Annotated in this window: 13 protein-coding genes; 3 read left to right on the forward strand and 10 right to left on the reverse strand. The window is 37.3% G+C overall.

The features are described from left to right. Window positions 1-73: 73 nt before the first annotated feature. The 4 genes from SGJ10_00005 to SGJ10_00020 all read right to left on the reverse strand — a co-directional run bounded on the left by SGJ10_00005 (window position 74) and on the right by SGJ10_00020 (window position 4,356). Window positions 74-457, reverse strand: a complete 384-nt coding sequence (locus tag SGJ10_00005; protein ID MDZ4756503.1) for a hypothetical protein — start codon at window positions 455-457, stop codon at window positions 74-76. Continuing rightward, window positions 450-1,325, reverse strand: coding sequence for an AAA family ATPase (locus SGJ10_00010; GenBank protein ID MDZ4756504.1), 876 nt, complete (start codon window positions 1,323-1,325; stop codon window positions 450-452). The genes SGJ10_00005 and SGJ10_00010 overlap by 8 nt, the downstream gene beginning before the upstream one ends. Window positions 1,326-1,567: 242 nt before the next feature. Then, window positions 1,568-3,202: an acyl-CoA carboxylase subunit beta gene (locus tag SGJ10_00015; protein MDZ4756505.1), complete on the reverse strand. Its 1,635-nt coding sequence runs from the start codon at window positions 3,200-3,202 to the stop codon at window positions 1,568-1,570. Window positions 3,203-3,363: 161 nt separating this feature from the next. Next, window positions 3,364-4,356, reverse strand: a complete 993-nt coding sequence (locus SGJ10_00020) for a Gfo/Idh/MocA family oxidoreductase (GenBank protein MDZ4756506.1) — start codon at window positions 4,354-4,356, stop codon at window positions 3,364-3,366. Between the two features lie 100 nt (window positions 4,357-4,456). Between SGJ10_00020 and SGJ10_00025 the strand changes: the two genes are divergently transcribed. Then, entirely contained in the window at window positions 4,457-5,089 is a 633-nt protein-coding gene (locus tag SGJ10_00025) for a protein-L-isoaspartate(D-aspartate) O-methyltransferase (protein ID MDZ4756507.1), read from the forward strand. Between the two features lie 75 nt (window positions 5,090-5,164). Next, on the forward strand, window positions 5,165-5,371 hold the full coding sequence (locus SGJ10_00030) for a nucleotidyltransferase domain-containing protein (protein MDZ4756508.1): 207 nt from the start codon (window positions 5,165-5,167) through the stop codon (window positions 5,369-5,371). Between the two features lie 694 nt (window positions 5,372-6,065). Here SGJ10_00030 and SGJ10_00035 read toward each other — a convergent pair. The 5 genes from SGJ10_00035 to SGJ10_00055 all read right to left on the reverse strand — a co-directional run bounded on the left by SGJ10_00035 (window position 6,066) and on the right by SGJ10_00055 (window position 15,585). Continuing rightward, entirely contained in the window at window positions 6,066-7,061 is a 996-nt protein-coding gene (locus SGJ10_00035) for a hypothetical protein (protein MDZ4756509.1), read from the reverse strand. Window positions 7,062-7,506: 445 nt separating this feature from the next. Further along, on the reverse strand, window positions 7,507-10,119 hold the full coding sequence (gene mutS / locus SGJ10_00040) for a DNA mismatch repair protein MutS (protein ID MDZ4756510.1): 2,613 nt from the start codon (window positions 10,117-10,119) through the stop codon (window positions 7,507-7,509). Between the two features lie 869 nt (window positions 10,120-10,988). After that, window positions 10,989-13,052, reverse strand: a complete 2,064-nt coding sequence (locus SGJ10_00045) for a T9SS type A sorting domain-containing protein (protein ID MDZ4756511.1) — start codon at window positions 13,050-13,052, stop codon at window positions 10,989-10,991. 144 nt (window positions 13,053-13,196) lie between these two features. Next, window positions 13,197-13,871, reverse strand: a complete 675-nt coding sequence (locus SGJ10_00050) for a T9SS type A sorting domain-containing protein (GenBank protein ID MDZ4756512.1) — start codon at window positions 13,869-13,871, stop codon at window positions 13,197-13,199. A 175-nt stretch (window positions 13,872-14,046) separates the two neighbouring features. Further along, window positions 14,047-15,585, reverse strand: a complete 1,539-nt coding sequence (locus tag SGJ10_00055) for an SUMF1/EgtB/PvdO family nonheme iron enzyme (GenBank protein ID MDZ4756513.1) — start codon at window positions 15,583-15,585, stop codon at window positions 14,047-14,049. 326 nt (window positions 15,586-15,911) lie between these two features. Here SGJ10_00055 and SGJ10_00060 point away from each other — a divergent pair, with 326 nt between their 5' ends. After that, window positions 15,912-18,131: a S9 family peptidase gene (locus SGJ10_00060; GenBank protein MDZ4756514.1), complete on the forward strand. Its 2,220-nt coding sequence runs from the start codon at window positions 15,912-15,914 to the stop codon at window positions 18,129-18,131. Between the two features lie 57 nt (window positions 18,132-18,188). On the opposite strand, the gene radC is transcribed toward SGJ10_00060, so the two are convergent. Further along, complete coding sequence (radC, locus tag SGJ10_00065; GenBank protein MDZ4756515.1) at window positions 18,189-18,875, reverse strand: DNA repair protein RadC; 687 nt, start codon at window positions 18,873-18,875, stop codon at window positions 18,189-18,191.

Raw genomic sequence — 18,875 nt, forward strand, 5'->3', positions numbered from 1 at the left:
AAGAAGTACTCGTTTCTATTGTCTGTTTTTTTGTATATATTCTTAAATCATTTAAATCAGTCGGAATACGAAATTAATCCATAAAAACTTCTGCTTGCTTCGAAGCTTCAATCATCCATTTCTCTATGGCTGGGCATATTAATATTAAGTAGTGTTCCTTTGAATTATGCCTTTTATATATTATATTATCACTATTATATATTTCGATATTGAAATTATTAAAATAAGATTTTGGGTGAACTCCTTTATCTAGGGCTATTATTGCAAGAGCGATACTATTTTCATATTTGGCGATATTTTTTCTCGTGCTATAATCATCTTTGTTTATTACGATGTTTTCAACTTTAGTTTTGCCATGTTGCTTGTTTGTAGAAAACCTTGGAATATCTCCCAAAATCTCAATAACAACCCTATCTGCAAAACATTCAGGTATAACTGGGATTGAGAAATTAAACATGTTTTTGAAACAAAGAATTATAATTCATAAAAACATCTGTTCCATTATTTATAACATTTGCTATTTCTTCAGAATTAAGGTTTTTTATTTTCATAAAATCGTTTCCTGGGTCATTATAACAAACATGCAATGCTACAGAATCTGAACTTGCATAGCTTTCATCGAATAATTCATTTATTAAATAGGGTGAATGGGTAACTATAAAATATTGATTCGTTTTTTCAGCCAATATTTGAGTGGCTAATTTTACAATATATGGTGAATAGGAATGTGCTTCAGGCTCTTCAAATAAAATTATACTATCTCTGTTAGATAATATAGCGGCTATATGAAAAATTATTCTCCTAAGCGTATCTGCCATTAGTTCATATGGCATTTTTCTATATGAACCGCTAATGTACTTTTGTATTTCAATATCATTTTCAGTATTTACTAAGTTTAAATTATATTGTTTAAAATATTCGCCAGCTATTTCACTTATTTCAGGATTGTTTTGGATAATAGTGGGTAGGTTTCTCCCATGTGGAATATCTAAAAAAGATACAAATGGAGAATCATATTTTATTTGTTCTTTATATTTATAATTTTTTAAAGTGATTTCAGTAGCAGTATTAAGCGGTAGATTTTGCTTAATACTTCTCCGCCCTTCATTCATTAATTGGTCATAATATTTTAAATATTTTTTACCTTCCTTTCCACTTGATTGAATATATTGCAATTCTTCGCTATCTAAATTTTGAAGAAAATCTGAGAATGTTTTGTCATAATCAAGTTTGCTACTATCAGGAACCATATTACTGATAGTTTGTCCATTTCCTTGTTTCGGATTAGTTAAATAAAAGAATAGGATGACAATATATTTTTTCATTGCCTAAATTTTACATTTGCAATCAATAATATTTAACAATAGAAATCTAAATTAATGTTTGATATATAATCTTATAATAGCTGCCATCTGTGCAAGCTAAAAGCCATCCATCCATTTTATTAAATCAACTTTATCGTCTTTTGTAAGAAATGCATTTCGTAAAATATTCATAAATTGAATCTTATATTGTGAGAGTCCAAAAATAGAAATAAATTTTGATTTATCAAAAAAAATATTTCACGTCACACCTGCAACACCCCCATATTAAACTGCTTGGTAATAGGAGCATGATTCGCAGCGAGAATTCCCATACTAATCCACTCACGGGTTTTGGCGGGGTCTATAATAGCATCGGTCCATAAACGTGAGGCGGCATAATATGGCGAGAGTTGGCTTGCATACCTGTTTTTGATTTTGTCGAACAATTCTTTTTCAGCTTCTGTGGTTATTACTTCGCCTTTGTTTTTGAGAGTGGCGGTTCGCATTTGCAAAAGTACTTTTGCGGCTTGTTCGCCACCCATTACGGCAAGTTGCGAAGTAGGCCATGCCACAATAAATCGCGGGTCATAAGCTTTGCCACACATGGCGTAATTGCCTGCCCCGTATGAGTTTCCAGTTATTACTGTGAATTTAGGAACTACAGAATTGCTTACCGCATTTACCATCTTCGCACCATCTTTTATAATGCCACCATGCTCACTTCTGCTGCCTACCATAAAGCCCGTTACATCTTGCAAAAACACCAATGGTATTTTCTTTTGGTTGCAGTTTGCGATGAAACGTGTGGCTTTGTCGGCACTGTCATTATATATAACACCACCCAATTGCATTTCTCCTTTTTTAGTTTTTACTAACTTGCGATTATTAGCCACAATTCCTACTGCCCAACCATCAATTCGTGCATAACCTGTTATAATAGTTTTACCATAATCTTCTTTGTATTGTTCAATCTCACTATTGTCTACAATTCGATTTATGATATCAATTGCATCATAAGGTTTGGAGCGGTCGATAGGCATAATACCATATAGTTCTTTCGCATCAAATTTGGGGGCAACGGATGCTATTCTGTCAAAACCGGCCTCGTCAAATTTACCCATTTTATCTACAATATTTCTGATTCTATCCAAGCAATCAGCATCATCTTTGCATTTATAATCAGTAACGCCGCTTACCTCGCAATGTGTTGTTGCACCACCCAAAGTTTCATTATCTATATCTTCGCCAATGGCCGCTTTCACCAAATAACTCCCTGCCAAAAATATACTGCCAGTTTTATCTACTATCATAGCTTCATCGCTCATAATAGGTAGGTAAGCACCGCCAGCCACGCAGCTTCCCATAATAGCAGCAATTTGTGTAATGCCCATACTGCTCATCATAGCATTGTTTCTAAATATACGTCCGAAATGTTCCTTGTCGGGGAATATTTCATCTTGTAATGGAAGAAAAACTCCAGCAGAATCCACTAAATATATAATAGGTAGACGATTTTCCATAGCGATTTCCTGGGCACGTAAATTCTTTTTACCACTCATAGGGAACCAAGCTCCAGCTTTTACAGTCGCATCATTTGCTACTATCACACATTGGCGTCCCTTTACGATGCCAATACCTGTAACAACTCCAGCACCAGGGCAACCGCCATATTCTGTATACATATCCCAAGCTGCAAAGGCTCCTATCTCGAAAAACTCAGTATCTTTATCACAGAGATATTCGACACGTTCGCGTGCGAGCATTTTTCCTTGTTCGTGTTGCTTGGCTCTGGCTTTATCGCCGCCACCTTTATATATTTTACTAAGTTCATGTTCGTATTGCTGAATCAGCAATCTCATATTGTCTTCATTGCGGTTAAAATCTGGATTAGTGGTCATTTTATATTTTATATTTTGTATTTTCGTCTTTCGGCAGTTAATTAAAAGGATTATGGCAAGAGTTGTCTTCGTTAAACTAAGACTGACATTTGTTATCCTATCCGCCGCGGTGGATATCGAAGGGTTCCGTCTGCGAAATTAAGGGATAAGGCAAATGATTATCAAATATTCTTGACCATGGTTTTTTCCACCTGATCCAATATCTGATAAGCTACATCCAAAGCTCTATAGCCATCGTGCAAACTAACTACTGTTGGTTTTTTGTGTTGGATGCTGTGGGCAAAGTCTTCCAACTCCATTTTAATGGCATTTGTGGCAGGAACCTCTGGATTATTAAAACTAATCTTTTTGGAAGTACGGTCATCACCTAGTTCCATAATCATATCAAAAGGGCCAGGTGTGCCTACGAGGTCGTGCATTTGAACCATCTCTACTTCTTTGTTTAAAAAGTCGATTGATATATAAGCATCTTTTTGAAACACCCTAGTTTTACGCATATTTTTCATGCTGATGCGGCTAGAAGTAAGGTTTGCTACACAGCCATTGTCAAACTCAATACGTGCATTGCAAATATCTGCTGTATCACTCACTACGGCTACACCACTGGCACTGATGCGTTTCACATTCGACTTCACCAAGTGCAACATAATATCTATATCATGTATCATTAGATCTAATACAACGGGAACATCGAGTCCGCGTGGATTGAACTCAGCCAAACGATGTGTTTCAATAAACATAGGTTTAAGGTCGAACTGACGTGCGGCAAGAAAGGCTGGATTGAATCTTTCCACATGTCCTACTTGGGCTTTCACATTTGCTTCACGAGCAAGTTCTATCAGTGATAAAGCCTCATCAACAGTAGATGAAATAGGTTTTTCGATGAACAAATGTTTTTGCGAACGCAATACTTTCACAGCATTTTCATAATGAAAAAGGGTAGGGGTAACGATGTCAACCGCATCCACTGATTCTATAAGCTCATCGGCACTGGCAAAAGATTTCACACCAAATTCTTCAATGACCTGTGCGGTATTTACATCGCTCAAATCATAGAAACCACAAAGTTCGAATGCTTCAATTTCTTTGAGCAACTTGATATGTATTTTGCCCAAATGGCCTGCTCCGATAACGCCTATTTTTGTTTTTTTCATACTGTGTGTTCTGTGTTGATTATATGTTTGTTCACGGCAAAACTAAATGAACGAATTTCGCCCACCTAAATCACTTCCCAACGGATGTGAATTACGGAACATGATAATAGACACATATAAACACAAAGGGCTTAGGCGTCAACTTGTTGACGTTTTAAAAGCAAAGGGGATTACTGACAAAACTGTGCTTGATGCACTGATGGAGGTACCCCGACATATATTTTTTACGAAGGACTTTGAGCATTATTCTTATGAGGATAAAGCATTCCCGATAGCAGGCGGACAAACTATTTCTCAACCTTTTACAGTAGCTATGCAATCGCAGTTGATGGATTGCAAGGCTGGAGATAAAGTACTGGAGATAGGTACAGGCAGTGGTTACCAAAGTGCAGTATTATGTGCTATGGGTTTGGATGTATATAGCAGCGAAGTGGTGGAAGTGTTGCACAAAAAAGCAGGGAAGTATTTAGAGTTATTGGGATACACACCACAATTACATTTAAGTACAGGAGATTTGGGTTGGGCTGAGATGGCACCCTTCGATAAGATTATAGTAACCTGCGGTGCCGAAGAAGTTCCCAACGAACTAATGGCTCAATTAAAAGTGGGTGGTATTATGGTGATACCCGCTGGTAAAGGTGATGATAAAACAATGTTAAAAATAGAACGACAAAATGCTACCAAATTTGTGAGCAGCAATCATGGGATATTTAGGTTTGTGCCATTGGTATAGTAGTAAGTATAATTTTGTATATTTGCTGTTTGAACCTAGATACAGATAAAATAGAATCAATAAAAAGCTTCATATATTCGAGGCGAAGCACACCAAAAGAGCGATATTGATATTCTTGTAGACTGGAATTATACTCAAAGAATAGGCTTACAATTTATCCAAATGAAATTTGACCTTGAAAAAATATTAAACAAGAAGGTTGATTTGGTGTCATCTAATGGATTATCAAAATATATAAAGCCATTAGTTGATAATGAAAAGCAATTGATATATGCGAGATAGATTAGGAGATAAAATTCGTTTATAACACATTCTTGACGCTATTAATGAAATAGAATCCTATTTGATTGATACGGAATTCGCTACATTTATGGAGAACGCTATGATGAGGTATGCTTTTATAAAGCAAATGGAAATAATACCGAAACTCAATATATAATAAGCCAAAAAAAGGCGGACTAAACATAATGTAGTTCGGCATTACCATCCTTCAAACTAAATCCGCCACAGGCGGAGAACTATTTTAGTTTAAGAATTGGTATAACTTGGTAAATGTCTCAGTATTTGTCCTGCATGTATATAAAATGCCAATAACGAAATTATAAATCCGAACGGAATAATGCCTAGTATTAAAAATATGCGTTTCCAATATTTTATTGTTATTTATAATAGTATTAATAAGCAGACATACCTATTGTCAATATGATAATTAATATTAATATTTTGTCCTTTCTCATTCTTCTGTTTTTTTATGTCACAATAGCCGCATGAGGGATAGAAGCCGGCACGCAGTAAGGCGAATAGCCCGACCCACGCTTCGTGGGGCATGCCCAAAAGTATTTCAATTTAGATCCAGAATAATCCTAACTTGCAGTATTTATCATGTAATTCGTACATCATACATCATACATCATACATCATACATCGTAAGTCGTACATCGTAATTCGCACTCGCCGCGGCTAGGTAAATCGTAGTTTATTTATAATACTCTATCGTCCTATTTATAATATAACCCGATTTATCGCCTACGAAGGATTTGAGCCAGTTACCCTTTTTATCATAATAGGAGTATTTCATTTTATTATATGAAGTCTTTTCAAGGATATTTGTTGCTTTGGATGCAGAAGTGGCATTGTTGTTTCCGTGTTCAATTTCACTGGTAAGTTTATTCTCCGAATTAAAATATTGTACTTTTATCAACTCTTTCTTCTTATTATAAAAGGAAACAGTTTTCCAGTTCAATTTACCCGCTAGGTATGAGGCGTCTTCGACTTTCCTAAACTTATTTTCATATTTAAAGCTATCGATTCTGTCATTTCCCTCCTTGTGCAGCACCATATTCCCTTTCCTGTCATATTTATTTATGATACTGGGAGAATAACTACCAGTTCCATTAAATGTACCTATTTCTTCAATTATACAATTATTGCTATCATATTTCAATATGGTATTGGTTTTTAGTGAATCAAACTCTTCAATTACTTGACCTTTTTTATTGTATTTAATTCTAAAACTCCCTATAACTCTATTGTGTTTATGTTTGATAATAGCTACTAAACTACCTTCGATATTATATAATAAGGTGTCTTTTGTTATGGCAGCGGTATCTATATAAATGCTATCATCGAAATATTTATAGGGAAGTTTTTTACTTTCTACCAAATTCCCTTTTTCATCGTATCTGAAATTAATTTCACTGGTTATTTCTTCAAAATCTTGATCAAATTTGGAAATTTTTGTGATATTGCCATTGGTGTCAAATTCTTGATAAGAATAAAGATAACCCCATGCATTAGGGCTTGGCTCCATCGACAGGTGAGCTTCGGATAATTTTTTCACTTTCCCTTTTATGTGATTCTGTTTCAGGTAATCTTTGGCAAAATCATACTCAGAATATCTCTTAAGCTGCCCTAATACTGATTGGGCCATCATGTAGCCAATGAATAATAAAAGCAGGGTCGATTTTTTCATCACGTTGCAAATGTAAAACATTTTGAGATAAGTTTTTAACTATCTCCTGTCAAATTGTGTTCGGAGTAAATTAATTGGGAGGTCATTATTTGGTTGTTGGGGCACCATAGGTCTTCGGTACATCTTGAAACCCTTGCTAAATCTCACACCTATGGTGTTTCAAAAACTGTATTAAAATTATTTGTTACCGATACATTGCTCCTATTGGAGAATTTCTGTTACCGAGCACTTAAAGTGTGGACACCAACCACGAACCCCAATGAGTGACTAAGTCCTTTGAGAGATTCTGAAACAATTCTCCCGCAAGCTTGTGGGGTTTATCATGGACAGGATTACGTCGCGACAGCAACATCATCGCTCTCCTAGTTAGAGGCGAATCGTTCCATATTTCGGTGGATCAGGTACATCGTACTCGCCGCGGCGAACTACATCGTCAATCGTAATTTTATTCCACTTTATCAAAAATATTCTTCAAAAACTGAATTTTCAACAAGGCTTCCATCGGCGTCATGTGGTTGAGGTCAATTTTACGGAACTCTTCATTGATGCGGGTTAACAACGGATCATCCAAAGTGAACATATTCATTTGCAAGGTTGATTGCGGGATGTTTTTCACTGCAGCTCTAGTATCATTGCCTTCTATCTCGCCGCGTTGTGCTTCGAGGTGGCTGAGGATTTCGTTTGCACGTTTTAAAACTTGCTGCGGTATGCCCGCCATTTTAGCTACATGTATACCAAAACTATGTTCGCTGCCACCGGGTAAAAGTTTGCGTAAAAATATAATTTTATTGCCACTTTCTTTCAGTGATATATGATAGTTTTTAATACCTGAATGGGTCTCTTCCAACTCGTTCAATTCATGATAGTGCGTAGCAAATAATGTTTTCGGCTTGAAGCTTTGCTTATTCAAAAACTCTGTAATACTCCATGCCAAAGAAACACCATCATAAGTACTTGTACCACGACCAATCTCATCGAGCAAAATTAAACTGCGGTCGCTAAGGTTATTGAGAATACTGGCGGTTTCGGTCATCTCTACCATAAAAGTACTTTCGCCACCTGATAAGTTATCGCTAGCACCCACACGGGTAAATACTTTATCTACCAATCCAATGTTAGCTTCCGTACATGCTACAAAACTCCCTGCTTGTGCCATTAAAACTGCCAGTGCCGTTTGCCTGAGCAAGGCGGATTTACCCGACATATTCGGGCCAGTTAATATAATAATTTGTTGTTCCTCACGATTCAACATTAAATCATTGGGTATATAATATTCGCCTGCTTTCATATTGCGTTCTATAACAGGATGGCGACAACCGAGCAATTGTAGTTCGTGGCCTTCGTTCAGTTTGGGTTTGCAAAAATTATATTCGATGGCTGTTTTAGTATAACTACATAGGCAATCAAGCTTGGCCAGTACCATTGCGTTTTGCTGCACAGGGCCAATATATCCTGCCACTTCTTCCACCAAACTATTATATAGTTTTACCTCGAGCGAAAGTATTTTATCCTCGGCACCGAGTATTTTTTCTTCATATACTTTAAGTTCGGGAGTTATATATCTTTCAGCATTTGTCAATGTCTGTTTACGATGCCATTCGGGAGGTACTTTGTTTTTGTGTAAGTGTGTTACTTCTATATAATAACCGAATACATTATTATAAGCAATCTTAAGCGAAGTAATGCCAGTAGCAAGGGCTTCACGTTGTTGCATTTGCAATAAATAATCTTTTCCCGAATGCGAAATGGCTCGCAGTTCGTCCAATTCACTATCAATTCCTGCATTAATTACTCCGCCTTTATTGAGGAGAGCAGGAGCATCAGCATTTACAGTGTGACCAATTTTATCTATAATAAGTGTACACAAATTTAATTGTTGGCCGAGATGCATCAGCGGAGCATGTCCACTGTTTTCACAAAGCGTTTTAATGCCTGGCAATAATTGCATGGAGCGATGAAGTTGGTACAATTCACGAGGGTTTACACGACCCATTGCTACTTTAGAAATTAAGCGTTCGAGGTCGCCCATTTGCTGCAAAGCATCACTCAATTGTATATAGTCGTTTTGCTGTTTGGTGAAATATTCTACAGAATCCAAACGCTCTTGTATGGGTTGCAAATCTTTGAGCGGCAATACTAACCAACGCTTGAACAAACGACTGCCCATAGCGGTATTTGTTTTATCTAAAATATCAATGAGACTTGTTCCTTTTTCGCTGGCAGTACTTAATATCTCAAGATTACGGATGGTGAATTTATCGAGCCATACATATTTGCTTTCGTCCAATCGGCTAATAGCATTTAGGTGCGTGATTTCTTTTTGCAAATTTTCCTGCACATAATGCAAAGCTGCACCTGCTGCAATAATACCTAGTTCAAGTGTATCAATTCCGAAACCTTTAAGTGTGGTCGTTTCAAATTGTTTTAATAGTTTTTCTTTGGCAAAATCGGGCATGAAAATCCAATCATCAACAGCATAAGTATAAAAACTATCAGTATATAATGTTTTGAAAGTTTTAAGTTGCGGTTTTGATATCAAAACTTCGGCAGGTTTGAGACTTTGTAATAGTTTATCGATATAAGCCAAGCTACCTTGGGCAGCCATAAACTCCCCTGTAGATATATCCAAAAAAGCAATACCTGTTTGGTCCTTGTCAAAATATATAGAGGCTAAAAAATTATTGGATTTATGGTCGACAATTTTCTCACTATATGCAACCCCAGGCGATACCAATTCGGTCACCCCACGTTTCACAATTCCTTTGGCAAGTTTGGGGTCTTCTAATTGTTCGCAAATTGCCACACGCTGACCAGCACGAACAAGTTTGGGCAAATAAGTATCCAAAGAATGATAAGGAAAACCAGCAAGTTCTATATGACTAGCTTGCCCATTGGCTCTTTTAGTAAGCACGATTCCCAAAATTTGTGAAGCCTTTATAGCATCTTCACCAAAGGTTTCATAGAAATCGCCGACACGAAAAAGCAGCAGAGCATCAGGATACTTAGTTTTAAAACTAGTATACTGTTTCATCAATGGGGTTTCTTTTCCTGCAGCCATAATATAACCCACAAAACAACACCACAAAAACTGTCCTTTGCAAACGCGTTATAAACAAAAAGCAAACTTTTTTGTATGTAGGTAGATTTGACAACTCTGCCTACGCTGTGCCAGGCAGAGTTGCCAAATCTGTTCTTATTTTTATAAGATGCACTTCTATTCATGCACTATTACTGCATTCAAATCTGCGATTGTTTTTTGCAATGTTTATAGCATTGTCTAGTTCGTTGACTAATAAAGGATAGTAGCCAACTTGCACTTAAAAGTTTCAGCACTTCGATTTGACGTATTCAGTTTTTGCAATAACCCATTTTTAGCTTTGAATAAATATTCAATTGTCTTTCTTTACCTTTATTGCTAAATCCTTCATGGTGTTTATTGATTGCAGGGAAATATAAGTAGTTGGATGCAGGTATCTTTATTGATGACCCTCAATAATTACAATCAAAACAAATATAGATGGTACACACAATTTTATTTTTTATGAAAAAACCAATGCTAAGTCTAGGTTCGAAACACGCCATAGTATAGCCACCATAAGTTAAGGTGTCATTTATTGTTTTTAATAATTCTTTTAGCAAAGTTGAATCTATTGTTCAAATTGAAGATTTACGTAAAAGATGAAATTTTAAAACATTAAAGTCTGGATCAAGAAAAGTAACCCGATGCTTTTTTTGATGAGTTATGGAATCATAGTTGAAATTGTATGCCAGTACGCTGTCAAATGTTAAGTGACCAAAAAGGATTATAAAGGATTGTATCCCTTCGATATTCAAATCTTTCTTCCTCTTGTTGGGCATACGATTTGGAACCACATAAAAACACCAACATACAAACTACATATTTCATTTGGTAATGTTATATAGTCCTTATTCTTTCACTACAATCTTTTTGAACCAACTGCCATTGTAATCAGTCAATTCGAGCAAGTATATCCCTTCGCCAAATTCAGAAATATTCGTGTTGAAACTATCGCCCGATATGTTGTTTTTATATAATACTACTTGCCCTGTTATGTTATATATTTTGAGGGTAGCATTTTGTTCGCCGCGGCGAATATTGCTGAAATTGATAGTAAAATTTCCTTGGGTAGGATTGGGAAATATTTGTATATAGTTTTGATTTTGTTCCGCAATACCAGCATTGTTAATATTATGGCAAATAGTGGTATATGTACAATTCCCAAAGGTGATAATTACCGCATAATCACCATTCAACACGGGTTTAAAGCTTTGACTGGTTTGGCCTGCAATGGGAGTGTAGTTTTTATTACAGTCAATCCATTGGTAGGTTTTTCCAGTAGCTTTTGCAGTAAGTATATTCCCGTTTTTTATAACTGCAGTATCTATTTTGTCAATAGTAATATGCAAAGTAATTAAGCTATCGCAGCCTCTCACGTTGGCAATGGTATCATAATATATTCCAGTACTGTCATAGTTTTTATTATTGAGTTTAACGTTGTAACAAGCCTGAATATTTGTATCTGCATTTGATGCGGCACATTGTTTTATTTTATGGATGAACATATCACTGCTGCCTCCCGATATAAGTTGATTGGTTTGTGCAGTGTCGATACCGAAGTTTGCCGTATCACTAAAATAACCTACAGTATATACATCTCCGAATTTATCTGTTATAATACTTTGGCCTAATTCTGTTTGGGTTCCACCGAATGAATATGCCCATTTAAAATTGCCCGAAGTATCAAACTTGTATACAAATATATCCAATGAGTTGTGGGAAGTAATATTATATACGGATGCTCCTGGGTCAAAATCCACGGTACTATCAAAATACCCGGTACTATATAAATTTCCAAATTTATCCAAAGTAATGGAGTTTCCCAATTCTGTTCCTTTACCACTAATTTGTTTGGCCCATGCAAAATTGCCTTTCGCATCTAGTTTTACTACATAAGCATCTGCTCCGCCTGCGGCGGTCATATCATATTTTGGTGGTCCGGGATTAAAATCAACTGTACCAATAAAAAATCCTGTGGTATATACATTTCCCAAATCGTCAGACACAATGGAAAGTGCCTGGTCATCGCTCGTGGCTCCTATTCTTTTTGCCCAAACAAATTTGCCCGATGAGTCGAGTTTTGAAATAAAGATTTCAGTACCGCCCTGCGATTTTAATGTATAAATTGTGTTGCTCGGGTCGAAGTCCGCATCATCTTGGTAAAACCCAGTAGTATATATATTTTCGGAAGCATCAATACTTACCGAATTAGCTCCGTCGCTATATACTCCACCCATTGCCTTGGCCCAAATATATTTTCCTGCCGTATCTAGTTTGATAACATGTATATCAAATTCACCGCTTGATGTGAGGTTTGTGGTATTGCCCGATGGATCAAAATCGACTGTTGATTGGAATGTTCCAGCCAAATAGATAACATTGTTTTTCAAGCTCATAGAATTTACGTAGTCATATCCTGTTCCTCCAATTCTTTTGGCCCATATAAAGTTTCCATCAGCATCCAGTTTCGAAATAAATATATCGTCCAATCCTGCAGAGCCCATATTATATCCTTGCTTACCGGGGTCAAAATCGCCAAAGTCCTGAAAGAAACCCGCGGCATACACTGCTCCTTCTGCATCAACAGCCATCGTAAGAGCGGATTCCTCAAAATCTCCTCCCATGCCTTTGGCCCATATAAAGTTTCCTTTTGCATCGAGTTTACATACAAAAATATCTTGACTTAAAGAAGCAGAAGTTATGTAAAAAGTTTTGGTAGGGGAGGGATCGAAGTCCACAATTCCTGTAAAACTACCTGCTATAAATATATTTCCACTGGGGTCAACCGCTACCGCATATGCCTCGTCGAATGAAGCACCACCTATTTTTTTTACCCAGTCTAAGGTAATAGTTTGAGCCTGTATCAAGCCCGCAGTTAGTGAGATGAAGAGCGTAAAAATGATTTTTTTCATTAGGCAAAAATAGTCGATAATTGGTATATTGTATAAAGTATATAGTGGTCGGCACTCTGCGTCCGTAACCAGCACCCACTCTAATTGGACAGAGATACGTTGAGGCATAGGTTCCATGGTACTAACTCCTTTTCCGTTGCACCTTTAATGTTTCACCACAAATTTCAACGTTTGATTGGGCGTTGCAAATGAATTTAATATATAAATACCTTCTGCAAAATTTGAGACATCAATTCCAGAATTTGTATATAGGCCGTTATGATATATTTTACCATCCATCCCAACTATAATTACTGAGAAATCGCGTAGTATATTATTGTTTTCATTCAGCAAGGTTATATACTCGTTTGCTGGGTTTGGATATAAAGTAAGCGGTAGTAATATAGCAGCCCCATTAAAGTTAATGGTCTTTACCCCAACAGATTTAGCATATTGGTTCACATCTTTTTGCAACAATTTATAATATATAGTGCCTGTTTGGTCGTTCAGTGAATCAGTGTATGAATAATTTATTTTGGTGAAGCTGTTTCCCTGTGCTGCTTGCTCGTTAATGGTTTCAAAATATACACCATCAAAGCTGCGTTGTATCATAAATAATTCAGAGCTTGTCTCTGATGTGGTAGACCAAGATAAGGTAACAAGTTTGTCGTTTTTTATAAGATTGAATGAGCTTAAGATGACAGGCAGTGCCGAGCTTTTGTTAGCTGATGCAGAAGCATAGCCATCGCCACTTCGTCCCTGATATTTGTTGAGTGTTTGTGCAGTAATAATAGTTTGTAAACACAAAATAAGGCTGGTTGTTATAATTAAGTTTTTCATGATAGTATATATTAATGGTTAATGAGGTCCGCCTCGGCGGAATAAATGATAAATGATAAATGATTGTGTGGTTGGTGAAAACACACAACCCAGGGCAGTTGTGTTTAATGATATAAAATATAAAATTAAAAATGCAATTCGCCGCGGCGAATAAAATATCCTTAGGGTGCTGTTCTCACCCCCTACCTCCGCGGCCTTGGTGTTTTGCATAGTCGGTGCTGCCTGCCCAGTTGCGGTCGGATACTCTTAACCTATCCGTGCCGTAGCTCATGCTTCCTCCTCTATAAGCAGAGCCTGTGCCACCTGTAATATTTCCGGAAGAATACCCTGGCCAGTCGCTGTTGTTTGCATATCCTCCGCTCGTTATATTTCCATCGCCGTGCGATCCTGTAAACGACCTGCCAGTGCTGGTATAGATACCAACCACTCGTTCCCATACACTTCCGCTCAATTCCATAATTCCATAATAGGATGCCCCAGAAGTAGTTCGGTTTGATGATGAATTTGCAAATACGCCGCAACGTGTTTTACCGTCCATGCTTGAGCCAGCCGCTGTTGCAGAATATATACAATTACTTGTGCTGCTGCTACTACTTGCATTGCTCACATATTCTGAATCGGTTGTTCGGTAACTTAAATTATAATTACCAGTGCCAGGGCTGGTAGTTCCCCACGCAAATTCTTGAGATGTAGGAGTTTGGTGGCCACGACAAGCTTTCTCATATTCAAGTTCAGTAATAGGCCTTAGTGCCGACCAGTCCAAGTAAGCAGCAACTTCTTGCCAGCTTAGCATATTGCATACAAGTGTGGGTGCTGTGCAAGTAAATACTACGGGGTTGGTAGTGCCATTGCCCGATGTTGGGCAAGTGAGGTAATTGCGATTAAGCAAAGTAGCGTAATTGGATAGCACATAGGCTTTTGAAGGAGCATCAGCACTAAGGGTGCAGTTCACATTGTAGTTTTGCTGGGTACGTGTTAAGCAATTTAAAAATTCGAGGTATTGACCTTGGCTTATTTCATATTTCATGCAGTAAAATGCTTGATAGCCTTTAGGAAATGATGCTGACAATGTTGCTGAGGGCCCATATCCGCGAGCATATAAATTGCCACTACTGGTACCCATAGTGATTGCACTTTCTGAACTCACACTATATGATCCATACGACGAACTTCCATACTTATAAAATGTATATGATTCGCTTCCGCCACCCGCACCTAAACTATATGTTGCTTGCGGAACATACACCATTTCGCAGCCCATCACTTTTATATCGTAGGTATCATCATCACCAATTGTGTCAAGTGCATAATACCATTTTAGTTGTACAGCGGTGAGCGAAAAAGTGCCGCTTCCTGTATCGCTACGGTATATAAATGCACCTTTCTTATCGGTAGGAACAGAAATGGTGGAACCCGATGGAGCTGTATTCCCTGTAATGCTCAGTGTAGCATGTTTCCAAGTAGTGCCGCTGCTTGTTTTATATTTTATATATACCCAAACTGCGTCCCAATTTACAGTGTCACGGAAAGAATTTTCCCAACTAAGGTCGAACTGCACCAATATATAATTACTGGTGCTGCCCGATCCAGCCGAGGTGTTCTGCCCCGTTAGTTGTAGGTTAGAGATGGATAGATTGTTTGCATTGCTGTGCGAGTACCATAATAAACATATTATGATAACTACTGGTTTTAGGAGGTATGATAGATTTTTCATAAGGCTTTGTATTTAATTTCTTGATACAAAGTTGACGAATTAAGAGCCTATAGTAGAATAAAAGTTAGAGCAAAATTAAATTTCCAAACCAAATTAAATCTCAATAAACTGTGTTTAAAATATTGAAAAATAAATACTTAATTTCAACGAAAGGTAAGGTATGTTAAAATCCTTGCTGTATTTTGTCCCGTGTACAGATTTGATACTTCTGCGGGGGTACAAGTCGGATAGCCCCGCCTCGGCGGGAGACTTGGTTGAGTTGTTAAATCTCGCACCACACGATATGTCTAGATTCGCAATTCTTTCCTTATTTTCGCACACTTTTTATGCGATATACAAAACACATTTTTGCACTTCTGCTGTGCGGTTTATTTTTCCAAAACATATATGCCCAAGACGAACCTGATACTGGCAAACTCGAATTAAAATTGGCAGATATATGGGAAACAGGTAGGTTCTCGCCCAAGTTTGTAAGCGGATATCGCTCGATGAAAGATGGGGAATTTTTTAGCAAAGTGGATTATCACGAAGGCGATAAAAATTATTTGCTTAACCAATATAGTTATAAAACTGGGAAGCTCGAAGGTACCATTGCCGAAAGCAGAAAAGTTAAACCAGCAGGCTATGAAGGTGAAGTCGATTTTGGGAATTACCAATTCAATAATAATGAAATGCGGGTATTGTTCGAGGCAGAGCACGAACAGGTTTATCGCCATTCATTCACCGCCAAATATTTTATTTTTGACCGCAAAAGTCGGGAGAGTAAATTTATTAGCACGGGCAAAGGGATGAACGCCAGCTTTGGACCCAATGATAAGTATGTAGCTATGGTGCGTGACAATGATTTGTATCTAATCAATATAGAGAATAATATGTCGGAGACGCGAATTACGAATGATGGTAAGAAGAACGAGATTATAAATGGTGCCGCCGACTGGGTATACGAAGAAGAATTTGCATTGACCTCGGGTTATTCATTTTCGCCCGATGGGAAATATATAGCTTATTACCGTTTTGATGAAAGCAATGTAAAATCATACTCCATGCCTTTATATAATGGTTTATATCCCAGTACTGAAACTTTTAAATATCCAAAAGCAGGCGAAAATAATTCGGTAGTTACTATATGGATTTATGAAATAGCCACTGGCAATCGTGTGCAGGTTAATTTAGGCACGGAAACAGATATATATATTCCCCGAATTAAATGGAATCATGATGGCAGCGAACTATGTGTTTATAAAATGAACCGCTTGCAAAATAATTTGGACCTTTTGATGGCCAATCCCAAAAGTGGTGTTACCAGAGCCATGCTCAGCGAAGCGAGCGATACTTATGTGGAAGTGCCCGAAGACCTTACATTTTTAGAGAATGGCGATGAGTTTTTAATGGCCAGCGAACGCAATGGATATAAACATTTGTATTTATTTAAAACAAAAGATGGTAGCTTGGTTAATCAAATTACCAAAGGAAAATGGGAGGTGGACCAGTTTATAGGTTATGATAAAAAATCGGGATACATATATTTTAATTCTACTGAAGTTAGCTTTACCGACCGCAACCTTTGGCGTGTCAAATTGGATGGAACAGGAAAAAAACGCATCACCATTCGTGATGGAAATAATGAAGTACATTTTAGCAGTAATTATAAATATTTCCTATGTATTTATTCCAATATCAATACACCTTATTTTATAAGTATATATAATAATAATGGTTACGAATTACGAATAGTGGAAGATAATAAAAAACTACGCACCAGGTTGGAAAGATATGAACTGAGTACGGTCGAATTTTTCGAAATGAATACCTCAGAAATGCTCAACTTATATGGTTATGTATTTCATCCCAAAAAATTTGATACCAACAAAAAGCATCCCGTATTACAATATGTATATGGTGGCCCCGGCAGTCAATTAGTAGTGGATAAGTGGATGGGAGCTTATTATTATTGGTTTCAATATTTGGCATCAAAAGGTTATGTGGTGGTATGTGTAGATGGCCGTGGCACAGGTGGTAGGGGAGCATCGTTCAAAAAAGTAACCTATAAAGAAATGGGTCATTACGAAATTATTGACCAGATAGAAGTAGCCAAATGGTTGGGCACTCAGCCTTGGGCAGATGCCAGCAGGATAGGAATGTTTGGATGGAGTTTCGGAGGTTATATGTCATCGTTGGCTATTACCAAAGGAGCTGCGTTTTTCAAAACCGCTATAGCAGTGGCACCTGTTACCAATTGGCGTTTTTATGATAATATATATACCGAACGCTATATGCAAAAGCCGCAAGACAACGCAGTGGGTTACGATCAAAATTCACCGATCAATTTTGTAGATAAAATAAAAGGTAATTATTTGATTATTCATGGTACAGGCGATGATAATGTGCATTTCCAAAACTCAGCAGAAATGGTGAATGCCATGATCAATAAAAATATCCCATTCGACTCAGAATATTATCCCAATAAAAACCATGGAATAAGAGGTGGCAAAACCAGGTTGCATTTATTTACCAGAATCAGTAAATATATATTTGAGAAGTTGTGATAAATGATTGAATTCAAATCATTAAATCATAATTCAAATCCGCCTCGGCGGAGTAAATTATAAAATCCCCTCATCCGCAAAGCTATAATACTTTCCTGCAGCTACTATTATATGATCAAGAACAGGGATTTCAAGCAACTTTCCAGCTTCTTTAAGTTTTTTGGTTAAGTCTAAATCTGCTTGGCTAGGTTTTAAATTTCCTGAAGGATGGTTATGACAAAGTATTATATAACAAGCATCATTTTCAATAGCAGTTTTAAAAATCAGTTTAGGGTCGGCCACAGTTCCTGTCATCCCACCTTGACTCACTTTCTTTGCGGAAAGCACTTTATTAGCCCTATTCAAAAGTAATATCCAAAACTGTTCATGGTCGAGGTCGGCCATGTGCGGCCACAGTTGGTTATATGCATCTCTGCTCGATTGTAGTTGGGGTTTTTCTTGCCATTCACCTTCCTTGCGGCGGCGGCCCAGTTCAAGTGCTGCAGAAATAGTAATGGCTTTTGCTTCTCCAATACCTTTCACCGTAATGAGTTCTTTGAGGGACAAGCCAGCCAATTCGTTCAAATTGTTTTGGCAAAGTGAAAGCACCTTCCGGGCAAGTTCAACGGCACTTTCATTTCGTGTGCCGCTACCTATTAATATCGCTATAAGTTCACTATCGCTAAGTGCTGAGCGGCCTTTATTCAGTAGCTTCTCACGAGGTCTGTCGTCCTCGTTCCATTTGTTAATTGGTGTATATTCCAT

This window comes from Bacteroidota bacterium (genome assembly GCA_034439655.1).
Lineage (GTDB): Bacteria > Bacteroidota > Bacteroidia > UKL13-3 > UKL13-3 > CANJUD01.

What these genes read in the sequence shown, in the direction of transcription:
- SGJ10_00005 (MDZ4756503.1), bottom strand. Translation starts at nt 457, where the DNA reads ATGTTTAATTTCTCAATCCCAGTTATACCTGAATGTTTTGCAGATAGG.
- SGJ10_00010 (MDZ4756504.1), bottom strand. Translation starts at nt 1,325, where the DNA reads ATGAAAAAATATATTGTCATCCTATTCTTTTATTTAACTAATCCGAAA.
- SGJ10_00015 (MDZ4756505.1), bottom strand. Translation starts at nt 3,202, where the DNA reads ATGACCACTAATCCAGATTTTAACCGCAATGAAGACAATATGAGATTG.
- SGJ10_00020 (MDZ4756506.1), bottom strand. Translation starts at nt 4,356, where the DNA reads ATGAAAAAAACAAAAATAGGCGTTATCGGAGCAGGCCATTTGGGCAAA.
- SGJ10_00025 (MDZ4756507.1), top strand. Translation starts at nt 4,457, where the DNA reads ATGATAATAGACACATATAAACACAAAGGGCTTAGGCGTCAACTTGTT.
- SGJ10_00035 (MDZ4756509.1), bottom strand. Translation starts at nt 7,061, where the DNA reads ATGAAAAAATCGACCCTGCTTTTATTATTCATTGGCTACATGATGGCC.
- mutS (MDZ4756510.1), bottom strand. Translation starts at nt 10,119, where the DNA reads ATGGCTGCAGGAAAAGAAACCCCATTGATGAAACAGTATACTAGTTTT.
- SGJ10_00045 (MDZ4756511.1), bottom strand. Translation starts at nt 13,052, where the DNA reads ATGAAAAAAATCATTTTTACGCTCTTCATCTCACTAACTGCGGGCTTG.
- SGJ10_00050 (MDZ4756512.1), bottom strand. Translation starts at nt 13,871, where the DNA reads ATGAAAAACTTAATTATAACAACCAGCCTTATTTTGTGTTTACAAACT.
- SGJ10_00055 (MDZ4756513.1), bottom strand. Translation starts at nt 15,585, where the DNA reads ATGAAAAATCTATCATACCTCCTAAAACCAGTAGTTATCATAATATGT.
- SGJ10_00060 (MDZ4756514.1), top strand. Translation starts at nt 15,912, where the DNA reads ATGCGATATACAAAACACATTTTTGCACTTCTGCTGTGCGGTTTATTT.
- radC (MDZ4756515.1), bottom strand. Translation starts at nt 18,875, where the DNA reads ATGGAATATACACCAATTAACAAATGGAACGAGGACGACAGACCTCGT.